Source organism: Streptomyces sp. NPDC060028 (assembly GCF_042736725.1).
Classification (GTDB): Bacteria; Actinomycetota; Actinomycetes; order Streptomycetales; family Streptomycetaceae; genus Streptomyces.
In genome coordinates, this window is the sequence record NZ_JBHWVJ010000017.1 from 21732 (window position 1) to 40446 (window position 18715).

The following is an 18715-nucleotide window of genomic DNA, read 5'->3' on the forward strand; positions in this document are numbered from 1 at the left end:
CGGTGCGGATCGGCCCGCCGCCCCGGGGAGCAGCGTTGCCTACGACGGGAGTCGGCCGTTCCGCCCGGTGAGCGTGAGGTACCCGCAGGTGACCAGGGACAGCCAGGCGGTGGCGAAGAGCCAGCCGCCTAGCACGTCGCTGAACCAGTGCACCCCGAGGTAGACGCGGGTCAGGCCGACCGCCGCGCACCAGGCGGCGACCAGCACCACGGCGGTTCGCGGCACCCGGGAGCCGCGCAGGAACAGCGCGGCGATCAGGAGTCCGGCCGTCATCGTGGCGGTACTGGTGTGGCCGGACGGGAAGGACCAGCGCGAGGCGTGGGTGGCCCAGTCGGCGACCGCGGGGCGCGGACGGGCGATCAGCCACATGACGTACCACCGCACGGCCTGGCCCGCGGCGAGGCACAGGGCGAGGCCGACGGCGGTGGTGACGCGTTGGCGGGCCGTGTGGCCCGCGAGCAGGCCCGCCAGGAGGAGCAGGGCGTACGGGATCACTCCGGTGCCGGTGTCGGTGATCAGGCGCGCCAGGACCGCGGCGGCGGCCGGCCGGTGCTCACGGGACCAGTGGGTCAGTCCCGTGTCGCCCGGCAGCGGCCGGCCCGGCGACCGGATCACCCACGCGGCGAGCAGGGCGAAGAGCGCCGCGGCGACCGCCGCCAGCCACCCGGCGGTACGGGCGGCGGAGCGGGAACGGGTCATGCCGCGGTCAGGAGCGGTCGAAGCGGACCGCTCGCGAGCCGCCCGGCGAGCGCGTTCTGGCGGCGCCGGACGGCGCTGCCGACGGCGAGGGCCACGAGGGCTCCGACGAGGCAGCCGGCCAGCACGTCGTGCGGGTAGTGCACGCCCACCCAGACCCGGGAGGCGGCCATCAGCGCCGCGGCCACCAGGGCGACGGCGCCGAGCCGGCGCGACACGAGGAGCAGCGCGCAGGCCGCCGCGGCGGCGAGGGCGGCGTGATTGCTGGGGAAGGACCAGTCGCCGGGCGCGGGGCAGGCCTCCAGGGTGGCCACGCCGAGGGTCCGGCACGGCCGGTCCTCGCGGACGGCGAGCTTCAGCAGATCGTCGACGCCGAAGGCGAGCAGGGTGATCGGCGGGACCGCCAGCGCCATGACCACCCGGGGGTGACCGGCGCGCCGGGCCCGCCACCACGCGGCGAGCATCAGCAGCGCGAAGAGCCCCAGGCCGTACGCCGACCAGGCGGCGATGAGGGTGTCGAACGGGCCGGGCGCACGGTGCGCGAGGCCGACCACGTCGAGGTAGGCACGGCCGTCGACGGCCGAGCCGTCGTACCCGGAATCGGGATGCATCGGGTGGCCTCTCACTGGATGGGGGTGGGATGGGATGGGAAGAGCTGACGACTACAACTGTGTAGACGGTCCATCGCACTGTAGACGATCACCGGGCGGGAGGGCGTGAGGCGAAGGCAATGCCCAGGTCAACAACACACCGCGGCCATGGAACGGATCTTGCTCCAGTTCTCTCTAACGGGATACGCACCCGGGCGCGGTGCCGCCGGGCCGCTGGGCCGGGCCGAGACGCGACAGAGAGCCTCCCCGATCCATGAGTCTGACGAGTGCCACGCTCCTCGCATTCACCCTGTGCTGCACGGCCCTGTTGTTCGCGGCCACCGTCTGGCTGTGGCCGCGGCTGGCGCGGCAGGGCTGGAGACCGGCGCTGGGCCGGGTCGGGCTGGTCCTCGCCGTGCAGGCGCTGGTGTTCTCCTCTATCGGACTCGGGGTGAACAGGAGCCTGCTCGTCTACGGAACCTGGGACGACCTGCTCGGCACCGCGAGCCCGTCCGCGCTCATTGCCCAGGACACGGCCGGTGACGCGCTGGTGAAGGTCATCGGACGGCAGCACCCGGACGTTCCCGGCGGCATGACACCGCAGATCGGCGGCGAGATCCAGAAGGTGATGGTGCAGGGCCGGCAGTCCAAGGTCGCCACCCCCGCCTACGTCTACCTGCCGCCGGAGTACTTCCAGAAGGGGAACGAGAAGAGGACCTTCCCCGCCGCCGTCGTACTCACCGGCTTCCCGGGGGCCGCGGAGAACCTGCTCAAGCCCCTGCCGTACCCCAAGACGGCCTGGACCCTGGCCAAGCAGAAGAAGATGCAGCCGATGATCCTGGTCCTGATGCGGCCCACCGTCGGGCCGCGCAACACCCAGTGCGTCGACGTTCCGGACGGCCCCGCCAGTGAGACCTTCTTCTCCGCCGATCTCCCGGAGGCGATATCGGGTGCCTACCGGGTCGGCACCTCGGCCCGCAGCTGGGCCATCATGGGCGATTCCACGGGGGGTTACTGCGCCCTGAAGGTCGCCTTGCAGCATCCCGAGCACTACGCGGCCGGCGTCGGCCTGTCGGCGGACTACAAGCCTGAGGTCGACAGGGACTCCGGCGACCTCTTCCACGGCAACAAGGACGAGGAGAAACGATCCGACCTGCTGTGGAGCCTGGACCACCTGCCGCAGGGCAAGTCCTCCTTCCTGGTGACGACCTCCCTGCAGGGCGAGAGCAACCTCGACCCGACACGGAAGTTCGTCGAGAAGGTGAAGGACCCGGCGCGCGTCTCGTCCATCACCCTCGACCACGGCGGCCACAGCTTCAACACCTGGAACCGGGAGATCCCGCCGTCCCTGGAGTGGCTGGGCGGCCGCCTCGCGGCCGAGTGACCCCTGGCCGGGCCGGCCCTACGGGGCGGGCACGCGGATGAAGGGATCGCGGGGCGGCCACGTGGCCTCGCGCAGTACGGCGATGGCATTGAGGGTCCCCCGGGCGCGGCCGGCGAGGTGCCCCTGCGGCGTATGGACGCTCCACAGGCTCTCCGAGCACCGTTCGGCCCTGCCCAGGGGAAGGGGGCGGGTGATGTCGGTGACGTCCTGGATGACGACCGCCCCGCCGGACCGGGCCACGCTGTAGCTGCGCCCCATGCATTTGAAGAGCTTGGGCAGCGCGGTGATCTCGTCGAGCCCCATGACGCCTCCGTTACACACTGCGACCGCTTGACATCTCATCGTAATCGGCGCGGCGCCGGTCGGCCCGGCCGGGCCCTGACGGGCGTACGGACCGGGGACCGGCGCGGGCCCCTGCCCGCACCACCGGCGCGCCCCGGCACATCCGGCCTCCGGTCACGGCGCCCACTTCCGCGCGGGCGCGGAGCTCGCCCGGGGTCCACCGACGCCTCACTCGCCGCGGGCGTCAACCACGGCAACGGCCTGCGCTACGGTGACGGGCCCGCTGACCGTGGACGCCGACACCGGCGGAGTCGAAGTCCCGGCCGACACCGTGCTCGGTCCGCACACCGGTCAGTGCCGCTGACCCACGGCGCCCACGGGCCCGGGCGGAGAAATCCGCCTCGCCTCGCCGCTCACAGCGCAGGCAGCAGCCCGAACTGTTGCGCGGCCAGGCAGGTGCTGGCTGCCGAGTACGGCGACCCCGAGCGCGGAGCCGAGCTGGACGGCCGCGCTGTTGGTGGCGGATCCGACGCCCAGGTCGTCCTCGGGGAGGGAGCCGACGATGGCGTCGCTGGTCGGGCCGATGATGAAGCCGGCGCCGAAGCCGAGGAAGAGCATGGCGGCCAGGGCCCGGCCGTAGCCGTCGCCGTCGTCGGTGGTGGCGAGGATCAGCAGCGAGACCGCGGCGGTGAAGGTGGCCGCGAGTACGCCCCAGGCGGCGACGGCCAGTCGGGGCGCCTGCCCGACCCACCGCGCCCGGGCCAGCAGGCCCGGACACGGCAGGCCGGTACACACCGCCGTGATCAGCGGCGGGAGGACGTGATGGTTCCCCCTCGGACGCCGTCCCCCGGGGCAGCGCCCTCGTCCGTCGCGGCCTGACGCCCGAGGGAACGCAGCGCCGCGTCCAGCGACCCCACGTCCTCCGGCGACATGTGCTCGACGAAGCGCATCAGCGCCGCCGGACGGTCCGACGCGCAGCCCAGGGCATCGCGCATCAGGCCGGCCGTGTAGTCCTCGCGGCTGCGCACCGGTTCGTACGTCCACGCCCGGCCGCTCTTGCCGCGCCTGAGCCAGCCCTTGCGGTAGAGCACGTCGGCCACGGTCGGGACCGTGGTGTAGGCCAGCGGCCTGGTCCTGTTGATGTCGTCGACGATCTCCCGGACCGTGGCCGCCCGCTCCCACCGCCAGAGCCGGTCCATGATCTCGGCCTCCAGCTCGCCCAGCCGTCTTCGCGGCGGGGGTCAGACGCGGTCGGCCGCGATCAGGACGTACTGGAAGGAGCCGTCCTTGTAGGAGTTGATGAACGCCTCCTCGATTCCGGTGACCAGTGCGGACGTGGCGCGCAGTTCCCAGTAGGGCAGGGTCGCGGGGGTCAGGTCGATGACGGCCTGCGGTACGAGCCGGTTGTCGGCCATGGCGCGCAGGTACTCCCGGCGGGAGTGGATGTTGCACTCGAAGTGCGCGTTGATCTGGGAGACCCACTTCGAGGGCTGGCCGTAGCGCGGGTTCCAGCAGCCGGTGATGGTCACGTAGCGACCGCCGACCGCGAGGACGCGGGAGTGCTCGGCGAAGAGGTCGTGCAGGTCGACGTACATGCTCGACTCGTTGTTCCACGAGGCCGCGGCCTGCCCGGTCTCGAAGGGCGTGCCCAGCATGTTGCAGACACGGGCGCGGACGTGGTCCTCGATGCCGAGTTCGCGGGCACGCTGGTTGGCGAAGTCGGCCTGCTTCGCCGAGAGGGTGACGCCCTCGACCTTGCATCCGAACCGCTGGTGGGCCATGACCATCGAGCCGCCGCGGCCGCAGCCGGCGTCCACCAGGGTGTCGGCGCGCTCGACGGGGCCGAGGTGGTCCAGGAGGAGTTCGGCCTGCGCCGACTCCAGGCGGTGGAGCTCGGCGATCAGCTTCTTCTCGTATGCGCTGTCGTCGCGGTCGCCGAGGGCGGCGTGGTCGACGTCACCGATGCCGTAGTGGTGGTGGTAAAGGCCGTCCACGTCACCGAGACGCAGGTTGACGGGCCTGGCCTCGTCGTTCCAGTAGCGGGCGATGTCGCCCTGGTACGGCGTCGACGGGGCGGGGATGAACATGGCGGCGCCGGTGGCGGGGGCGGGGGCGGTGGTGAGATCGGTGCTGGTCACGAACAGGTCCATCCTTACCAGAAGTCGGGCAGGCTGTAGCGGTAGGTGTTGGTCTGATGCCAGTAGTGGTTGCCGTCGACCCACACGGCGACTCCGCGCAGGAAGCGCAGCAGGTCCGGGACGGGGCAGGTGGCGGCCAGTTCGGCGGCTGCGGCTTCGAAGTCGTGCATGAGGTCGTTGTGGACCTCGACCGCCTTGAGGTAGGCCTCCTTGTCGGAGGTGCCCTCGCGTTCGGCGATCACCACGGGCAGGTTCAGGTGCCGGCCGGGGCCGGCCAGTTCCTTGGTGTACGAGTACAGGTCGTTGACGATGGTGGTGGCGTTCCCGGCGAGCGCGATGACCCGCTGCACGGCGGGCTGCGCATGGAGGTCCGCGGGCAGTTCGTAGCCGCCGACGGAGTCGGTGATGGTGGGGCAGGGACGGAAGTTGTTGAACTGGCGCATCGCCAGGTACTCCCACACCTCCGGCACGTACTCCGTCTGGGCCCAGGCCGCCTCGGCGAGGTACCCGAGGTGCAGACGGGCCATGTCGTGCCGGTACCGGTCGGCCTGGGAGGCGCTGGCCTCCTGGAGGAAGTACGCCATGGCGGAGCGGTAGGCGCGCCGGGGCGCGTCCGAGTGGAGCGACCGGGCCCACTGCGGCTCGTACTCCTTCGTCGTGTGGAGGGGGTCGAGAGCGGTGTGCGCCAGCAGCAGGCGTCCGCCGAGGCCGATGGGCGAGCCGCCGTGGTCCTCGCAGTAGCAGTCGTCGACCGCGTTCTCGGCGACCATCAGCCGCGTGGCGAGCATCAGGTGCTCGATGCTGGGGGCGTCGGGGTGGCAGGCGACCATGTAACGCCCGACGTGGAAGCCGTCGAACTGGTCCTCCCAGTCCTCGGGGTACAGCTCGACCTCGTCCAAGGCCCAGGCCTTGATCCTGCGGCTGACCTCCTCCACCCGCGCCGGATCGGGCTCTGCCACCGGGTGGTGGTAGAGACCCGGGATCGGATTGCCGGCCACCGGTGTCCCGGGCTCCGCCGGCGCGGGCGGCTCCTCGCGCCGGCCCGGGTGCAGGCCCGCCGTGCCCAGGCCGCTGGGGCCGCGCAGGATCCGTTGCAGGGCGGTGCTCGGCTGCCTGACCGCGGCAGGAGCGGGGACGGGTACGGAGAGGGAGGGCAGGACGGACGGGAACGGCAGGCGGGACGGTGCGGCGGCTTCGGCGCCGGAGGATGCCTGGGCCCCGGCGAGGACGTGGGCCCCGAAGCGGGCCGCGGCGGCCGGCAGGCTCGACTGCAGAGGGGAAGGCCCGGGCTCGGGCATCCGTGGCTCCTTGGTGGGGTGGGCGGGCTGTCCCGGATCCGGGCATGCCCGGTCGGCCCGGGGAAGGCCCGGGCCGTCGTGGCCGTCGGGCGGGTGCGGTGGGGAGGGTCCAGGCCGAAAGAGAGGACCTAGTGCTGTGGCCGGAAAGGTTTGCCGGGTCGCGGTGTCCGGTGCGGTGCATCGCAAGGCGGAGGACCGCGTCTCGTACTGGACGTACTTGCGCGGTCCGACAACGCGGCGAGGTGCCGTGCCGGGCGCCGCGCCCCGGTGAACCTTTCCGGTCACAGCACTAGTCGCGCCTGCGGGCGATCTGCACGTTCTCCAGCACACCGAGCGCGTCGGGCACCAGGATGGCGGCCGAGTAGTACGTGGTGACCAGGTAGGAGATGAGCGACCGTTCGTCGATGCCCATGAAGCGCACCGACAGGCCCGGCTCGTACTCCTCCGGCAGACCGGTCTGGTGCAGGCCGATGACGCCCTGGTTGTCCTCGCCGGTGCGCATGGCGAGGATCGAGGTGGTGTTCTCCTTGCTGACGGGGATCTTGTTGCAGGGCAGGATCGGGACCCCGCGCCAGGCCGGGACCTGCTGCCCGCCGACGTCGACGTGGTCGGGGTAGAGCCCGCGGGCGTTGAACTCTCGCCCGATCGCCGCGATCGCCTTGGGGTGGGCGAGGAAGAGCCTGGTGCCGCGGCGGCGGCAGAGCAGCTCGTCGAGGTCGTCCGGAGTGGGCGGTCCGGAGTGGGTCTGGATCCGCTGTTTGAAGGCGGCGTTGTGGAGCAGACCGAATTCCCGGTTGTTGACGAGCTCGTGCTCCTGGCGCTCGCGCAGCGCCTCGATGGTGAGCCTGAGCTGCTCCTCGGTCTGGTTCATCGGCCCGTTGTAGAGGTCGGCGACCCTCGTGTGGATCCGCAGCACGGTCTGCGCGATGGAGAGTTCGTACTCCCGGGGCTTGAGCTCGTAGTCGACGAAGGCGCCGGGCAGCTCGGCCTCGCCCGTGTGGCCGGCCGACATCGCGATCTCGGCCTCGCCGTGACGGTTCTGCCGCTGGAGCGGCAGCGCGCTGAACTGCTGGATGTGGGCCTGGAGGTTGGGTGCCGCGGACACCACGGCGGCGAAGTCGGCCCGGGACAGGGTGAGCAGGGTGCCGGGGGTGTCGGCGGTGGCGGTGTACTCCCAGCCGGCGTCGGCGTCGAGCAGGGCGTTCTCACCGAACCGGTCGCCGTCGGCGAGCACGGCGACGGCGACCTCGTCACCGTACTTGCCGACGGTGGTCTGGCTGATCCGGCCGTGGGCGATCAGATGGATCTGCTCGGCGGGGGTACCGCGCTCGACCAGCACCTCACCGGCACGGAAGTCGCGCTGGACGCAGCGGCCGGCGAGGGCGGTCAGCACTTCCTCGTCGTCGAAGCCGCGCAGCAGGGCCAGTTCGCCGAGTTCGCGCGGGATCACCCGGACGTCGCCGCCGTCCTGGACGAACTCGATGACCCCGTCGCCGACGGTGTAGCTGAGCCGGCGGTTCACCCGGTAGGCGCCGCCCTTGGTCTCCACCCACGGGAGCATCCGCAGCAGCCAGCGGGAGGTGATCTCCTGCATCTGCGGGGCGGACTTGGTCGTGGTGGCAAGGTTGCGGGCAGCCGCCGTGCCCAGGCTGGACTGCCGGGGCGGATCCAGCTGCGCTTCCGGGCTGGTGTCAACGGTCATCGGACGAGCGCTCCTTCGTAAAGGTCGGCGATCGGCATGCGTGCGCGTCACCGGTGAAAGAGGACAACAGGGCGAACATCCGGCAAAGGAACCGCCCAGATCCGGGGGAACAGTAACGGCCGGTGCACCCGCTCGATCAAGAGGAACCGTTCGGCTTACCTCGATGCAGTGATCTCGTCCCGCAGGGAGTTTGGCCGGCAACCGGCGATATCCGGCCTGTTCGAAAGCCCGCCGAGCGCGCGGCCCGCGAGGCCGCCCGCTCTCGCCTCACACCGTGTGCGGCAAGGGAGTGCGCAGAGCGGAGCGCCCGTTCTCCCAGGCCGCGCGGATGTGGTCGGCCAGCCGGTCCTCCAGCAGGACCGTCGCGGCGCAGCCGAAGGCGATGTCCGGCTCGAGCTCCGGCTCGTCGGCGAGGAGCCCCCCGATCACTTCGCGCCGTACGACCTGTTCGTGCACCGCGTCGGCCTCGACGTGCTCCGTGTAGAAGCGCTCGGCCGCCGGGCCCGCTCCGCACCGCCGCATGGCCGCGGCCATGCGGCGCGAACCGGGCGAGGAGGTCACCTCCAGGCAGGCGAAGTGCCCGACGAGCGCGCCCCTCAGGGCCCGGTGCAGGCCGAGCAGGGACATGAGGTTGACGGTGGCGAGCAGGGGGGCGGGCGCGTGATCGAGGTACCGGCCGTAGCCGTGGTCCAGGCCGAGGTCGTCCATGAGGTCGGCGAAGAGCTGGGCGTGGATGTCCGCGGCGTGCCCGGCCCCGAACTCGTCCGACTCGATCGCGACCATGCCGGCCTTGGCCCGTCCGGTGAGCCTGGGGATGACCCAGGCGTGCGGGTCGGCCTCCTTGAGGTGGTACAGGGAGCGCAAGGCCGCGTACTCGCGCAACTGCCAGAGTTCACCGGCGGTTTCCAGGTGGTGGCTGATGCTCCCCGTGAGGTCGGCCGGTTCGAGGAGCAGCGGGGCGAACGCTTCCTCTGCCGACCGGGGTGCTCCGGACGACCCGGTGCGCAGGGCGTGGAGGAACCTCGTCTCCATCGCCCGGCGCAGGCCCAGCAGTTCGGGGTCCCATTCGCGTTCGTCGTCGACGTCCTCGAAGCCCCTGTAGTGGAGTTCGTACAGGAGGTAGAGGGCAAGCTGGAGGTCCTCGCCCAAGGGGTCGGCCGAGAGGACGGCGCCTGGCGTGTGCGAGGGCGGGCGCCCGGTGCGCAGCGCGTCCACGACGGCGCCGGACAGCGCGCCCCGGCTGCGGGCGAGGTGGGGCCCGGTGCTCGTCGTGCTCCTGGTGGGCGAGGTCATCGAGTGCTCCTGTCCTGCCGGTCGGCGGGCGGGGCGGGGCGTTCGTGGCGGCGGTGGCTCGTATCGCACCAGGGGTGGATCCGGCTGCGCCGGCAGGTGCACACGGCCACCATGAAGCGGTCGGACCTGGCGACGCTCCCGTCCTCCATGAGGATCTCCACCGGGCCCTCGACGAGGAGCGGACCCTGCGGGTCCAGGGTCATCCGGCACGCCGGCCTGCGTGGCCCGTCGGCGGCCCGGTCCCGGCCCGGGGCCGGGTTCTCAGAGGTGCTGGGCACGGATGATCACCAGCTCTTCCCACTCCCCGCCTACGTCGGCCAGCCCCTGGCCGACCAGCCAGGCCCGCCGGGACCGCAGCACCGGGCCCCAGGGCACCCAGGCACGTTCCGTCACCTGGGCCGTCATGCCGGCACTCCGCAAGCGATCAAGGGTGGCCGTGGCTCCGCACATGCCCGAATGCACCATGAGCAGGGTCCCGCCCGGCCGCAACAGCGCCGGTGCGCTCGTACAGATCCTGTCGATGATCGCGCGTCCGTCCGTCCCGGCGTCCCAGGCGCGGGCGGCGCCGCGGGACGGCAGCCGGGGCTGCGGGGACGGCACGTACGGCGGATTGGCGAGTACAAGGTCGAAGCGGCGGCCCCGGGTGCGGGTGGCGAAGTCGCCGTGCAGCACCCGCAGGGGCAGCCGCCGCCGGAGTGCGTTGAGCCGGGCGGTGGCCACCGCGGGCCAGGAGACGTCGACCGCGGTGACCCGGGCCCCGGCGTGCGCCGCGCGCAGTGCGAGGTCTCCGGTGCCGGTGCCGATCTCCATCACCTCCGTCGCCGGACCCAGCTCCTCGTGGGAGAGGGCCTCGGCGAGCAGCCGTGTGTCGGCCTGCGGCCGGTACACGCCGGGCAGGGTGACGAGCCCTCCGGGTGCGACACCCCCGGTGATTGCTGTACTTGGCACAGGCCCACCTCCGGTCGAATGCGATCCGCGCAGGGCGGACGGCATGCGGTTGATCGACAGACGGCGGCTGCCCGAAAGTCGTAGGGCTACCCGCGGCCCCGGAATCTTCAGAGGATCACACGAGGTCAGGACGGTCGACCTCGACGTCGACTCCGACTTCGACCCCGGCTTCGACGCATATTCCCCGGAGCCCTGGGCAGCCGCCGCTCATCGGAAGGCGCACTGAATGACGACCCGGAGGAGCGCTCATGAGCAAGGCCAAGGCGAAGGCCAAGCAGGTCAAGGGAAAGGTCAAGGAGACCGCCGGAGACGCGATGGACGACAAGCGCATGGAAGCCGAAGGAGCGGCCGAGCGCATGACCGGCAAGGCACAGGAATCGGCGGAGAAGGCGGCGGACCACGTCAAGAGGTCTCACCACTGAACACCCGCAGCAGCACATCCGCACCCCGGGGCGATCGTGTACAGCGATCGCCCCGGGGTGCGTGCGTCGGGGTGGGCGGCCGGTCCGGGGCCGAGCCCTGCCGGGACCGGGGTCGTGGCAGGCCTTCCCGTACGCCTGCGGCGGCGGCCCCGCGGGCCACCGCGGTCGCGACCTGGTCACCTCGGACGTATCGTCCGGCCGCATCGTCGGGAGGCCGGGTGCTCGGGTCCCCGTCGCACACGGCCGTGAGGCCTGCCGGCAGCCATGACTGACTCCGCTCGGAACCGTTCAGGTAGGGCTTCATCGAGATCCGCTGCGCCAGGGGGTGGGGCCGGTTCGCGCTGCGACGTGTACCGCTCCGCGGCGCCCCACGGCCGCGGCGGTGAGGAGACCTCCAGCCATACGCACTTCCCGCCCTCCACCGGTGTCCAGCCCCAGTCCCGGGCCAGCCGGTCCACGATGCGCAGGCCGTGCCCGCCGGGCCGGGACGGCTCGGCGCGAACGCGCATGGCCGGCCTGACCGGACTGTTGTCGGTGACTTCGATCCGCAGCCGGTCACGGGTGCGCCGAAGGAGGAGCGATCTGGGGCCACCGCCGTGGAGGCAGGCGTTCGCGACCACCTCGGACACCAGGAGCAGCACGTCGTCGGCGCCGGCCTCCGTATCGGCGCCGGAGCCGGAGCCGGCCTCCGCATCGACGCCCTTCGGTGTTCCGTACCACTCGCTCAGCGCCTGGCGGGTGAAGTCCCGGCACCGGGCGACGGCGCCGATGGTGCTGCGCAGCGCCAATCGCCGGGCCGGTACCGGGAATTCGGGCTCCTCCATGATGGTCCTCCGCTACCCGCCTTCCAACGACGGTCCTCACATGTGATTGTTCGCGTAGTACTGCTCGACGAGGCGGATGATCGCCACGTCGTCGTGCTGACCGCTCTCGTAATCCGGTGAGTCCTTGATCTCCTCCTTCGTGGCGGAGATGAACACGGTCTCGGTCTCGGTGTCCACCCGCGCCACCAGGTCTGCCGGAACCAGCACGTGCCGACCGAAGATCCACGGGCCGGTGTCCACCACGATGAACGTCTTGCCGACGTACTCCGAGTGCTTGTCGACCGAGCCGATGTGTCCGTCGGACGCTTCGACCCGATATCCGATCAGATCGGCTGGTGAGGTCGCCATGAGGATCTCCTCCCGGTTTGTGTGACGCCCTGCACCTACCCCGGTCCGGGCGGCTCAAGCCGGTGCTCGGTTCAGGTGATAGAGGGCGAAGGCGCTTCCGATCACCGGCATCGCGACGTTTCGCACCCGCACCCCGCCCTCCGTCATTCCGTGCTCGGTGCCCAGGTGGGCGTGGCCGTGGACCGCGAGATCCGCTCCCGCCTCGTCGACGGCCTCGGCGAGCAGGTAGCTGCCGAGGAACGGGTAGATCTCCGGTGGTTCGCCCGCCAGGGTGTCGGGGACCGGCGCGTAGTGGGTCAGGGCGATCCGCACCGCGCAGTCCCTGTCGGAGAGTTCCCGCAGCGAGCGGAGGAGCCCGTCGGCACAGCTGCGGGTGTACTGGATGAACGCCTTCATCTCGGGTTCGCCGAATTCGCTGGCGCAGCGGCCGGCGAAACCGCCGCCGAACCCCTTGGTTCCGGCCACGCCCACCGTCACGCCGTCCACGTCGAACTGGACGCAATCCCCCTCCAGTACCGTGACGTCCGCCTCGGACAGCACCCGGGTGACGGCTTCCTGCCGGTCGCTCTGATAGTCGTGGTTGCCGAGGACGGCGATCACCGGTACCGGCAGCCCGGCGACTTCGCCGGCCACCACCCGGGCCTCCTCCTCCGTCCCGTGACGGGTCAGGTCGCCGGCCAGGAGCAGCAGGTCGGCGCAGGTTCCTAGGGTTTCGAACGCCGGCCGCAGCAGCCCCTCGGCTCCCGGTGCGAGGTGGATGTCACCCACGGCGGCGACGCGGATCACGACAGCTCCTCGGGGCGGTGGTGGGGTGGCTGCACGCCGCCGACCTGGAGATCCTGCCGCCAGGGCAGGCCGGCCAGCTCCTGCGCGGCGATGCGCAGGATCGCGTCCCGGCAGGCCGGGGTGGTGACCGTGCCCCACAGCAGGATGCCGCTGCCGCGCATTTCGATCCGTACGCCGAGCTCGGAGATCTCCTCGCGTGCCAGGCGGTCGCGCAGGTGCTCGATGCGGTATCTGAGGGGGCCGGCGTGGTCGAGCTGCATCATGGTGTGGACTCCCTGGGCTTGATGACGTCGAGGCGCTCGAGCAGGTAGAGGAAGGCGTCCGCCAGCGGAGTCGCCCGGTGGGCCCGGTGGAGCTGCGGCCAGTCGATGCGCTCGCGCAGCACGCGGGCCATGGGGAGCAGGTCGCCGAAGTCGCAGTAGTGCTCGGTGAGCGCCGCGAGGCGGCTGTCCATGAGGTCGGTGGGCGCCAGGACCGGCATCCACACGGAATCCACCGACCGCTCTTCGGCACGGTCCAACAGTTCCGTGCTCACCGGGCGCCGCGCGAGCTCGAAGATCAAGTCGATTTCCTCGCCGCCGGCCCGGCCCTTGAGCAGCCAGTCCTCCGAGGCCGCTCGCATTTCGATGCCGCCGCTTTCCAGCGCGTGCACGGCCGTCTCGGCGTCGGCTCGGCGGAGGCAGAAGTCCGTGTCGTGCTGGAAGTGGGCCGGCACCCCGTGCGCGAACGCCGCCACACTCCCGGCGAGCGCGAACGGCTTCCCGGTGCCTTTGAGGAGCGCCGCCACTTGTTTGGTGATCTCCAGGATGGCCTGGGTGTGGTCGTGTGGCAGGGAAGCGCCGGCTCCCGCCAGGAACGTGGGGCGATCCCTCACGGCGCGCCTCCTCGTCGGCCCGTTTGAAGGTCGAAGGGCGCCTGCCCGGACCAGGAGGGGCCAAACGGTGCCATCCGTGCGCAAAGGTGCCTGCGGCGCCCGGCACCCGGCAGCCCCGGCCGGGGTCGACCGTGCCCGCTGTGAGGGTGGGTAAGAGGGGTAGACGGGGCAGGTGGGGTCGTGCCGCGCACAGGTGGGTATAACACCGTCGACACCACGACGGTCCCGCCGCGCCGCAAGGGCGCCGAACCCCTCCGTCGGAGGATCCACATGCCCACCAGTCACCTGGCAGTAGAAGCCCTCGTCAACGGCATGCCCGCCGATCCGCTCTCCGTCAGCACGGCCGACGCACGGACCTTGTCCACCGCGCTGTTCAGGCGGCTGAACTCGCTCACCGAGGGCACCTCCGAGTACTCGTACGTGCGCAATACCCTCGTCGAGCTCAACCTCAGCCTCGTGAAGTACGCCGCACACCGGTTCCGCAACCGCAGCGACCCTCTGGAGGACATCGTCCAGGTGGGCACGGTCGGCCTGATCAAGGCGATCAACCGGTACGACGTCGAGCGCGGCGTCGAATTCACGACCTTCGCCCTGCCCACCATCACGGGCGAGATCAAACGGTATTTCCGGGACAGCACCTGGTCGGTGAAGGTACCCCGAAGACTCCAGGAACTCCGGCTCGACATCGCCAAGGCCCACGACGCCATGGAACAGCAGCTCGGCCGCCGCCCCACCGAACACGAACTCGCCGGGCGACTGGGCATCAGCGACGACGTGCTCACGGACGGCCTCATGGCCGCCAACGGGTACACCGCGGGCTCCATCGAAACACCGGCCGACGAGGAATGCGAAGGACACTCCCTCAGCCGGACGCTGGGCGTCGAGGAGGACGCGTACGACCGGATCGAATGCCTGGAGGCGCTCAAGCCGCTGCTGGCCGGGCTGTCGGAGCGCGACCGGCTGCTCCTCTCGCTGCGCTTCGGCGAGGAGCTCACGCAGCGGGAGATCGGCGACCGGCTGGGCATCTCCCAGATGCACGTCTCCCGGCTGCTGGGCCAGATCATGGCCACCCTGCGGACCGGCATGCTGAGCGACGCCACGGCCGACCCGGCGGAGCCCGAGGCCTGACGGCGCGCCGCCGTCCGGGTCGCGGCCCGCTCAGGCGCCTGGTTCCGCCGCCGCGATGGAGGCGAGCGGGGATCCAGGGTCCCGTTCGACCTCGAGGTCACCCAGGGTGACGATGCCGACGAGTTCGCGGTCCTCGTTCTCCACGGGCAGGCGCCGCAGCGCGTGCCGGCGCATGAGGTCGACGGCCTCGTCGACGTGGTCGCCGGGCTTGACCGTGACCGGCTCGGCGGTGCAGATCGCGCCTACGGTCGTCTCGGCGGGATCCCGGTCCTCCGCCAGCCCGCGCACGACGATGTCGCGGTCCGTGAGGATCCCGCGGAGCCGGCCCTGGTCCACGACCAGCACGTCCCCGATGCCGGCGTCCCGCATCACCCGCGCGGCCTCCGCCAATGAGGTGAGCTGCTCGACGGTCACCGGATTCCCGGTCATCACCTCGTGCACTCGTCGGGTCATCGATCCTCCCGCTGCTGGAAGCGGTGCTTGCGCGGAGCGCCTACCCTCCCTCGTGCCGGGTAAGCGCGGCCGGGTGATTGGCCCCTGCCCTGCGGGGTATGCGCTCCGCGGATGACCCATCGCTCACAGGCTCCCCGGGAGGCGGTTCCATGATCCAGGTCACCATTCCGCTGATCCCGGGGGGCCAGAGCGGGCCACTGATTCCCGCCGAACAGGTCACCGCCCTGCTGCGCACGATCGCCGTGGACTGGTTGCGCTCGGCGGACGCCGCCGATCCGGCGGTCGACCGGGAGACCGTGGACAGCCTGGCCGGCGTACTGGACGAGCTCGCCGACAGCATCGACGTGGAGTGCATCGCCTTCGCATCGGCCCCGGAGGGCCAGGCGCCGGACGGGGAGTGACGCGCGGCCGGTGCGACCACGCCCCTTCAGACTCCGCTCCTTCAGACCCTGCCCGTTCAGACCCTGCCCGTTCAGACCCTGCCCGTTCAGACCCTGCCCGTTCAGACCCCGGACCGGCGCCCCCGGTCCGGGGTCCCGTGCGTCAGCCGGGTCCGGACCAGAGCCGCCGCCAGTCGGGGCAGGTCGGCCGCGGGAACGAGCTCGGCCAGGCCCTCGGCTGTCTCCGGGAGGCCCAGGGCGCGAGCTCCCTCCAGGGCCCTGCGGTCGAAGGCGGGCCGAAGCTCCGGCCACAGACCCTGCACCTCCCGGCAGAAGATGTCCGCCCCGACCGGGCCGATCCGGGGAACCTCCCGCAGCAGTTCGCGGATCCGGGCCGGCTTGCCGGCCGCCCGGTCGCGCATCCGCCGCAGGTCTCCGCCGTATTCCCCCAGGAGGAACACCGCCCCGTCACCCAGGGCGCTCGCCGTGCTCTCGTCGTAGCGCCGGTAGTGGGCCCGACCGAGGGCGTCGACGCGCTCCTGCCACGGCGTGTCAGCCATCGCCCGGGGCGTGCGCATGGCGGCGGCGAACAGCTCGCGCGCCGCGGCGACCGCGATGTCGGACCTGATCCGTACGGAGAAGAGCACGGTCAGCACCAGCACCTGGTAGAGCGGGGCGGGGGTGTTCCGCAGCCGAATGCCCGCTTCCTCCGCGTGCGTCCGGCCGTACTGCGCCAGCAGGCGGTTCACTTCGGCTCGCTGATCCATGCGCGGCATGCGCGGCTCCTACCCGGCGCTGCGCCCCCCATACGCCTGCCGTGCGTACGCGGGACGGCACCGCGGGCACGGGACGGACGCCCGCGAAGGCCCTTGGCTGAGAACGTCAGGTGCGCAGGCGGCTGTTGGGGCCTTCCTGGTCGCCTGCGCTCTCGTCGTTGAACCAGTAGTCGCCGGCGGCCAGGTAGCGGAACGAGTGAGTGCCCTTGCTGGGCAGCTCGACCGTGACCGCCCGCTTGCCGTCCTTGCGGGGCTCGAGGGTGTGGACGCCGGGCTGCCAGTCGTTGAAGTCGCCCACCACGCTGACCGGCCCGGGCGGGCGGTCGGCGGGGAGGATGAAGGTCACCTCGGTGCGGTCCTTGCGCAGCGTGCGCTCCAGCATGGTGATCGGCTCCTGACGGGAGAGGCGGGTGGGGACGGTGACATCCTCCGCAGCGGACCGGCGATCCGCATCCCGGCGCGGCGCGGCGCGACGCGACGTCACCTGGGCGGAACCGGCCGCGGCCCTCGGCCCCAAGGCTTCCATTGCGGGACGGCGCGGGCCGCCATGTGGGTCTGGCTCTTGCGCCGGGTCGGGTACGTGCAAGGCGCGGGATACCGGGTAGGCGCGGGGCATGATCTCTTCTCTCCCGCTCGCAGCTTCCGGTTCGTCGTCCCTCTTCCTGATCGTGGCCGGTGTCGTCGTGGTCGCGCTCCTGATCGGGGCGTTCTGGTACGGAAGCCGACGAACCGCCGCCCGCAAGGACCCCGGAGCACGGCCGACGGATCAGAGCCCCCCGGCACGCGCCCGGCAGGACTCCTGGCAGACCCCTGACGACCCCGACGGCCCTGGCCGGCCCTCCCGTCCTTGACGGTCGTTGATGGTCGTCAAAACGCTGGTCAGGCCCTGACGACGCGTTCGGCGGCATCGCGCAGCCGCCGGGTCAGGGGCTGGTCCGGGGCGAGCGGGACGGTGTCCATGCCCGCCCCCGACCGCAGCCCGGCGAGGAACTCGCCGACAGCCTCCACGGACGTGTGGGCGGGCTCCCAGGACAGTTCCTCGCGCGCCCGGGTGGAGTCCATCAGCGGCAGGCGCAGGACGGCGTCGAACAGGTCCGGCGAGGCGGGGACCAGGTGCAGCCGCCAGGCGGCCGCGAGCGCCGCCCTCACCGGGCCGGAGGGCATCGACAGGCTCCGCGCCTCGAACAGGGAGGCCAGGACTTCAGCGTCCAGGGGCGGCTCGGCCGCCAGGTTGAACGCCCCCCGTACCGGAAGCGCCACGGCCGCCAGGTACGCGGTGGCCGCGTCGTCGGTGTGCAGGGCCTGGAAACGCAACCCCGGCAGGTCGGGAACGGCGGGGACGAGCCCGGGGCGTACGAGGCGGCCGGGAAGCAGCCGCCCCGCGAAGATCCGTCGTTGTTCCGAGGCGGACGCCTGCTTGAAGAGGAAGGCCGGCCGCATGCGCACCACGCGAACCTCCGGGTGCTTGCCCTCGTAGGCGTCGAGGACTCGTTCGAGATAGGCCTTCTCCCGGGTGTACGCGGCTTGCGGCCAGCCGTGCGTGGGCCACGTCTCGTCCACCCTGTGGTCCTTGGGGCCGGGCGAGTACGCGCCGACGGAGGAGGCGTGGACGAGTACGGGCACGCCGGCGGCCGCCACCGCGTCGAAGACGCGCAGGCTCCCCAGGACGTTGGTGCGCCAGGTCTCGGCCGGATGGTGGGTGGGCTGGAACTGCCAGGCGAGGTGGATGACCGCGTCAGCGCCGGTGAAGAGCGCCACGAGGTCCGCGCCGCCCGGCTCGATGTCCACGGCCTGCCACTGCGTCTTGGCCGGGCGCCAGCCCGGAAGCCGGCGGGCCAAGCCCAGCACGGAACCCACCGCGGAATCCTCCGAGAGGGCCCGCACCACGCTGCTCCCGACGTTTCCGGTGGCCCCCACGACGACGACACGGCTGCCCTCCGCCTTGGCCGCTGAAAGGTCCTGTGTGTACGTACGACGTGACATCGCGCGGGCTCCTCTCCTGCACGGGGGACGGGACCGGCGCCTACCCGTACTCCCCGCTCACATACGTCCCGGTTCCTCCTGCCACCGGCCCGCCGGGTTTCGTGCGCCCCGGGAGGGGCAGCCGCCACGGAGAGACTCCGCACGACAGAAACGACACAGGGACAGGGAGGCAGCCATGGACGAGCAGGGCGGCGCCGGAGGCGTCCCTCCGCACGACGGACACGGCTCACCACGAGCCGGGCAACGCATCCCGCGCGGCGACGAAGAACGGACGGCCGCCGCCGACACGGACGAGGCGAGCCGCCTCGACCGGCCCGGTGCGGCGCCGGACCCCGGCAACGGGCGCAGGCGCTGGGTGAGCCCCAAGGAGGGCGGGGCGAGCGAGCAGCGGGGCGGGGGGCATGGATGAC

General features: G+C 71.8%; 26 protein-coding genes. 6 read left to right on the forward strand and 20 right to left on the reverse strand.

Annotated features, from left to right (window positions below; all coding sequences use genetic code 11):
• Positions 1-39 precede the first annotated feature (39 nt).
• The gene (locus tag ACFWBF_RS11650; RefSeq protein WP_385598901.1) at positions 40-699 is read right to left on the reverse strand and encodes a phosphatase PAP2 family protein; all 660 of its coding nucleotides are present in this window, start codon (positions 697-699) and stop codon (positions 40-42) included.
• Positions 696-1307, reverse strand: coding sequence for a phosphatase PAP2 family protein (locus tag ACFWBF_RS11655; protein ID WP_385598904.1), 612 nt, complete (start codon positions 1305-1307; stop codon positions 696-698). The genes ACFWBF_RS11650 and ACFWBF_RS11655 overlap by 4 nt, the downstream gene beginning before the upstream one ends.
• A 253-nt stretch (positions 1308-1560) precedes the next feature.
• Here ACFWBF_RS11655 and ACFWBF_RS11660 point away from each other — a divergent pair, with 253 nt between their 5' ends.
• On the forward strand, positions 1561-2670 hold the full coding sequence (locus tag ACFWBF_RS11660; protein WP_385598906.1) for an alpha/beta hydrolase: 1110 nt from the start codon (positions 1561-1563) through the stop codon (positions 2668-2670).
• Positions 2671-2688: 18 nt separating this feature from the next.
• Here ACFWBF_RS11660 and ACFWBF_RS11665 read toward each other — a convergent pair whose 3' ends face one another.
• From ACFWBF_RS11665 to ACFWBF_RS11705, 9 genes are all read right to left on the reverse strand, one after another.
• Entirely contained in the window at positions 2689-2973 is a 285-nt protein-coding gene (locus ACFWBF_RS11665) for a hypothetical protein (RefSeq protein WP_385598909.1), read from the reverse strand.
• Between the two features lie 330 nt (positions 2974-3303).
• Positions 3304-3747 carry a hypothetical protein gene (locus tag ACFWBF_RS11670; protein WP_385598911.1) on the reverse strand — a complete coding sequence of 148 codons (444 nt, stop codon included), beginning with the start codon at positions 3745-3747 and terminating at the stop codon, positions 3304-3306.
• Positions 3748-3755: 8 nt separating this feature from the next.
• Positions 3756-4175: a BlaI/MecI/CopY family transcriptional regulator gene (locus ACFWBF_RS11675; protein WP_385599074.1), complete on the reverse strand. Its 420-nt coding sequence runs from the start codon at positions 4173-4175 to the stop codon at positions 3756-3758.
• A gap of 18 nt (positions 4176-4193) precedes the next feature.
• On the reverse strand, positions 4194-5090 hold the full coding sequence (locus ACFWBF_RS11680; RefSeq protein ID WP_385598914.1) for a geranyl diphosphate 2-C-methyltransferase: 897 nt from the start codon (positions 5088-5090) through the stop codon (positions 4194-4196).
• A gap of 14 nt (positions 5091-5104) precedes the next feature.
• Positions 5105-6388, reverse strand: coding sequence for a family 2 encapsulin nanocompartment cargo protein terpene cyclase (locus tag ACFWBF_RS11685; protein ID WP_385598916.1), 1284 nt, complete (start codon positions 6386-6388; stop codon positions 5105-5107).
• Positions 6389-6677: 289 nt separating this feature from the next.
• Complete coding sequence (locus tag ACFWBF_RS11690) at positions 6678-8090, reverse strand: family 2B encapsulin nanocompartment shell protein (protein ID WP_385598919.1); 1413 nt, start codon at positions 8088-8090, stop codon at positions 6678-6680.
• 267 nt (positions 8091-8357) lie between these two features.
• Positions 8358-9383 (reverse strand): iron-containing redox enzyme family protein, encoded by a 1026-nt coding sequence (locus ACFWBF_RS11695; RefSeq protein WP_385598922.1) that lies wholly within the window; start codon positions 9381-9383, stop codon positions 8358-8360.
• The gene (locus tag ACFWBF_RS11700; RefSeq protein ID WP_385598925.1) at positions 9380-9661 is read right to left on the reverse strand and encodes a CDGSH iron-sulfur domain-containing protein; all 282 of its coding nucleotides are present in this window, start codon (positions 9659-9661) and stop codon (positions 9380-9382) included. The genes ACFWBF_RS11695 and ACFWBF_RS11700 overlap by 4 nt, the downstream gene beginning before the upstream one ends.
• Positions 9645-10316 carry a HemK2/MTQ2 family protein methyltransferase gene (locus ACFWBF_RS11705; RefSeq protein WP_385599077.1) on the reverse strand — a complete coding sequence of 224 codons (672 nt, stop codon included), beginning with the start codon at positions 10314-10316 and terminating at the stop codon, positions 9645-9647. The genes ACFWBF_RS11700 and ACFWBF_RS11705 overlap by 17 nt, the downstream gene beginning before the upstream one ends.
• Before the next feature lie 263 nt (positions 10317-10579).
• Between ACFWBF_RS11705 and ACFWBF_RS11710 the strand changes: the two genes are divergently transcribed.
• Positions 10580-10753 (forward strand): CsbD family protein, encoded by a 174-nt coding sequence (locus ACFWBF_RS11710; protein ID WP_385598928.1) that lies wholly within the window; start codon positions 10580-10582, stop codon positions 10751-10753.
• A 176-nt stretch (positions 10754-10929) separates the two neighbouring features.
• Here ACFWBF_RS11710 and ACFWBF_RS11715 read toward each other — a convergent pair whose 3' ends face one another.
• Genes ACFWBF_RS11715 through ACFWBF_RS11735 form a run of 5 tightly spaced genes read right to left on the reverse strand, consistent with a single transcriptional unit; the run spans position 10930 to position 13585 of the window.
• Positions 10930-11577: an ATP-binding protein gene (locus tag ACFWBF_RS11715; RefSeq protein WP_385598931.1), complete on the reverse strand. Its 648-nt coding sequence runs from the start codon at positions 11575-11577 to the stop codon at positions 10930-10932.
• A 36-nt stretch (positions 11578-11613) separates the two neighbouring features.
• The gene (locus ACFWBF_RS11720) at positions 11614-11925 is read right to left on the reverse strand and encodes a PRC-barrel domain containing protein (RefSeq protein WP_385598934.1); all 312 of its coding nucleotides are present in this window, start codon (positions 11923-11925) and stop codon (positions 11614-11616) included.
• A gap of 54 nt (positions 11926-11979) precedes the next feature.
• Positions 11980-12711: a metallophosphoesterase gene (locus tag ACFWBF_RS11725; RefSeq protein WP_385598936.1), complete on the reverse strand. Its 732-nt coding sequence runs from the start codon at positions 12709-12711 to the stop codon at positions 11980-11982.
• Positions 12708-12974, reverse strand: a complete 267-nt coding sequence (locus ACFWBF_RS11730) for a BON domain-containing protein (protein WP_385598939.1) — start codon at positions 12972-12974, stop codon at positions 12708-12710. The genes ACFWBF_RS11725 and ACFWBF_RS11730 overlap by 4 nt, the downstream gene beginning before the upstream one ends.
• On the reverse strand, positions 12971-13585 hold the full coding sequence (locus ACFWBF_RS11735) for a nucleotidyltransferase family protein (RefSeq protein ID WP_385598942.1): 615 nt from the start codon (positions 13583-13585) through the stop codon (positions 12971-12973). Before ACFWBF_RS11735 ends, ACFWBF_RS11730 begins: the two co-directional genes overlap by 4 nt.
• A 270-nt stretch (positions 13586-13855) precedes the next feature.
• Between ACFWBF_RS11735 and ACFWBF_RS11740 the strand changes: the two genes are divergently transcribed.
• Entirely contained in the window at positions 13856-14713 is an 858-nt protein-coding gene (locus tag ACFWBF_RS11740) for a SigB/SigF/SigG family RNA polymerase sigma factor (protein WP_385598945.1), read from the forward strand.
• 30 nt (positions 14714-14743) lie between these two features.
• On the opposite strand, the gene ACFWBF_RS11745 is transcribed toward ACFWBF_RS11740, so the two are convergent.
• A complete protein-coding gene (locus tag ACFWBF_RS11745) occupies positions 14744-15166 on the reverse strand; it encodes a CBS domain-containing protein (protein WP_385598947.1) in 423 nt (140 codons plus the stop codon).
• Positions 15167-15315: 149 nt separating this feature from the next.
• On the opposite strand from ACFWBF_RS11745, the gene ACFWBF_RS11750 reads away from it, so the two are divergent.
• A complete protein-coding gene (locus ACFWBF_RS11750) occupies positions 15316-15567 on the forward strand; it encodes a DUF6213 family protein (protein ID WP_385598950.1) in 252 nt (83 codons plus the stop codon).
• A gap of 101 nt (positions 15568-15668) precedes the next feature.
• Here the strand turns inward: ACFWBF_RS11750 and ACFWBF_RS11755 are convergent, their stop codons facing one another.
• Together ACFWBF_RS11755 and ACFWBF_RS11760 are read right to left on the reverse strand one after the other, a co-directional pair.
• A complete protein-coding gene (locus ACFWBF_RS11755) occupies positions 15669-16313 on the reverse strand; it encodes an endonuclease (RefSeq protein WP_385599080.1) in 645 nt (214 codons plus the stop codon).
• 115 nt (positions 16314-16428) lie between these two features.
• Positions 16429-16704 (reverse strand): isoamylase early set domain-containing protein, encoded by a 276-nt coding sequence (locus ACFWBF_RS11760; RefSeq protein ID WP_385598953.1) that lies wholly within the window; start codon positions 16702-16704, stop codon positions 16429-16431.
• 232 nt (positions 16705-16936) lie between these two features.
• Between ACFWBF_RS11760 and ACFWBF_RS11765 the strand changes: the two genes are divergently transcribed.
• Positions 16937-17173: a DUF6479 family protein gene (locus tag ACFWBF_RS11765; RefSeq protein ID WP_385598955.1), complete on the forward strand. Its 237-nt coding sequence runs from the start codon at positions 16937-16939 to the stop codon at positions 17171-17173.
• A gap of 28 nt (positions 17174-17201) precedes the next feature.
• On the opposite strand, the gene ACFWBF_RS11770 is transcribed toward ACFWBF_RS11765, so the two are convergent.
• Positions 17202-18305 carry an NAD-dependent epimerase/dehydratase family protein gene (locus ACFWBF_RS11770; RefSeq protein WP_385598958.1) on the reverse strand — a complete coding sequence of 368 codons (1104 nt, stop codon included), beginning with the start codon at positions 18303-18305 and terminating at the stop codon, positions 17202-17204.
• 175 nt (positions 18306-18480) lie between these two features.
• Between ACFWBF_RS11770 and ACFWBF_RS11775 the strand changes: the two genes are divergently transcribed.
• Positions 18481-18714, forward strand: coding sequence for a hypothetical protein (locus ACFWBF_RS11775; protein ID WP_385598961.1), 234 nt, complete (start codon positions 18481-18483; stop codon positions 18712-18714).
• The last annotated feature ends 1 nt before the right edge of the window (position 18715 follow it).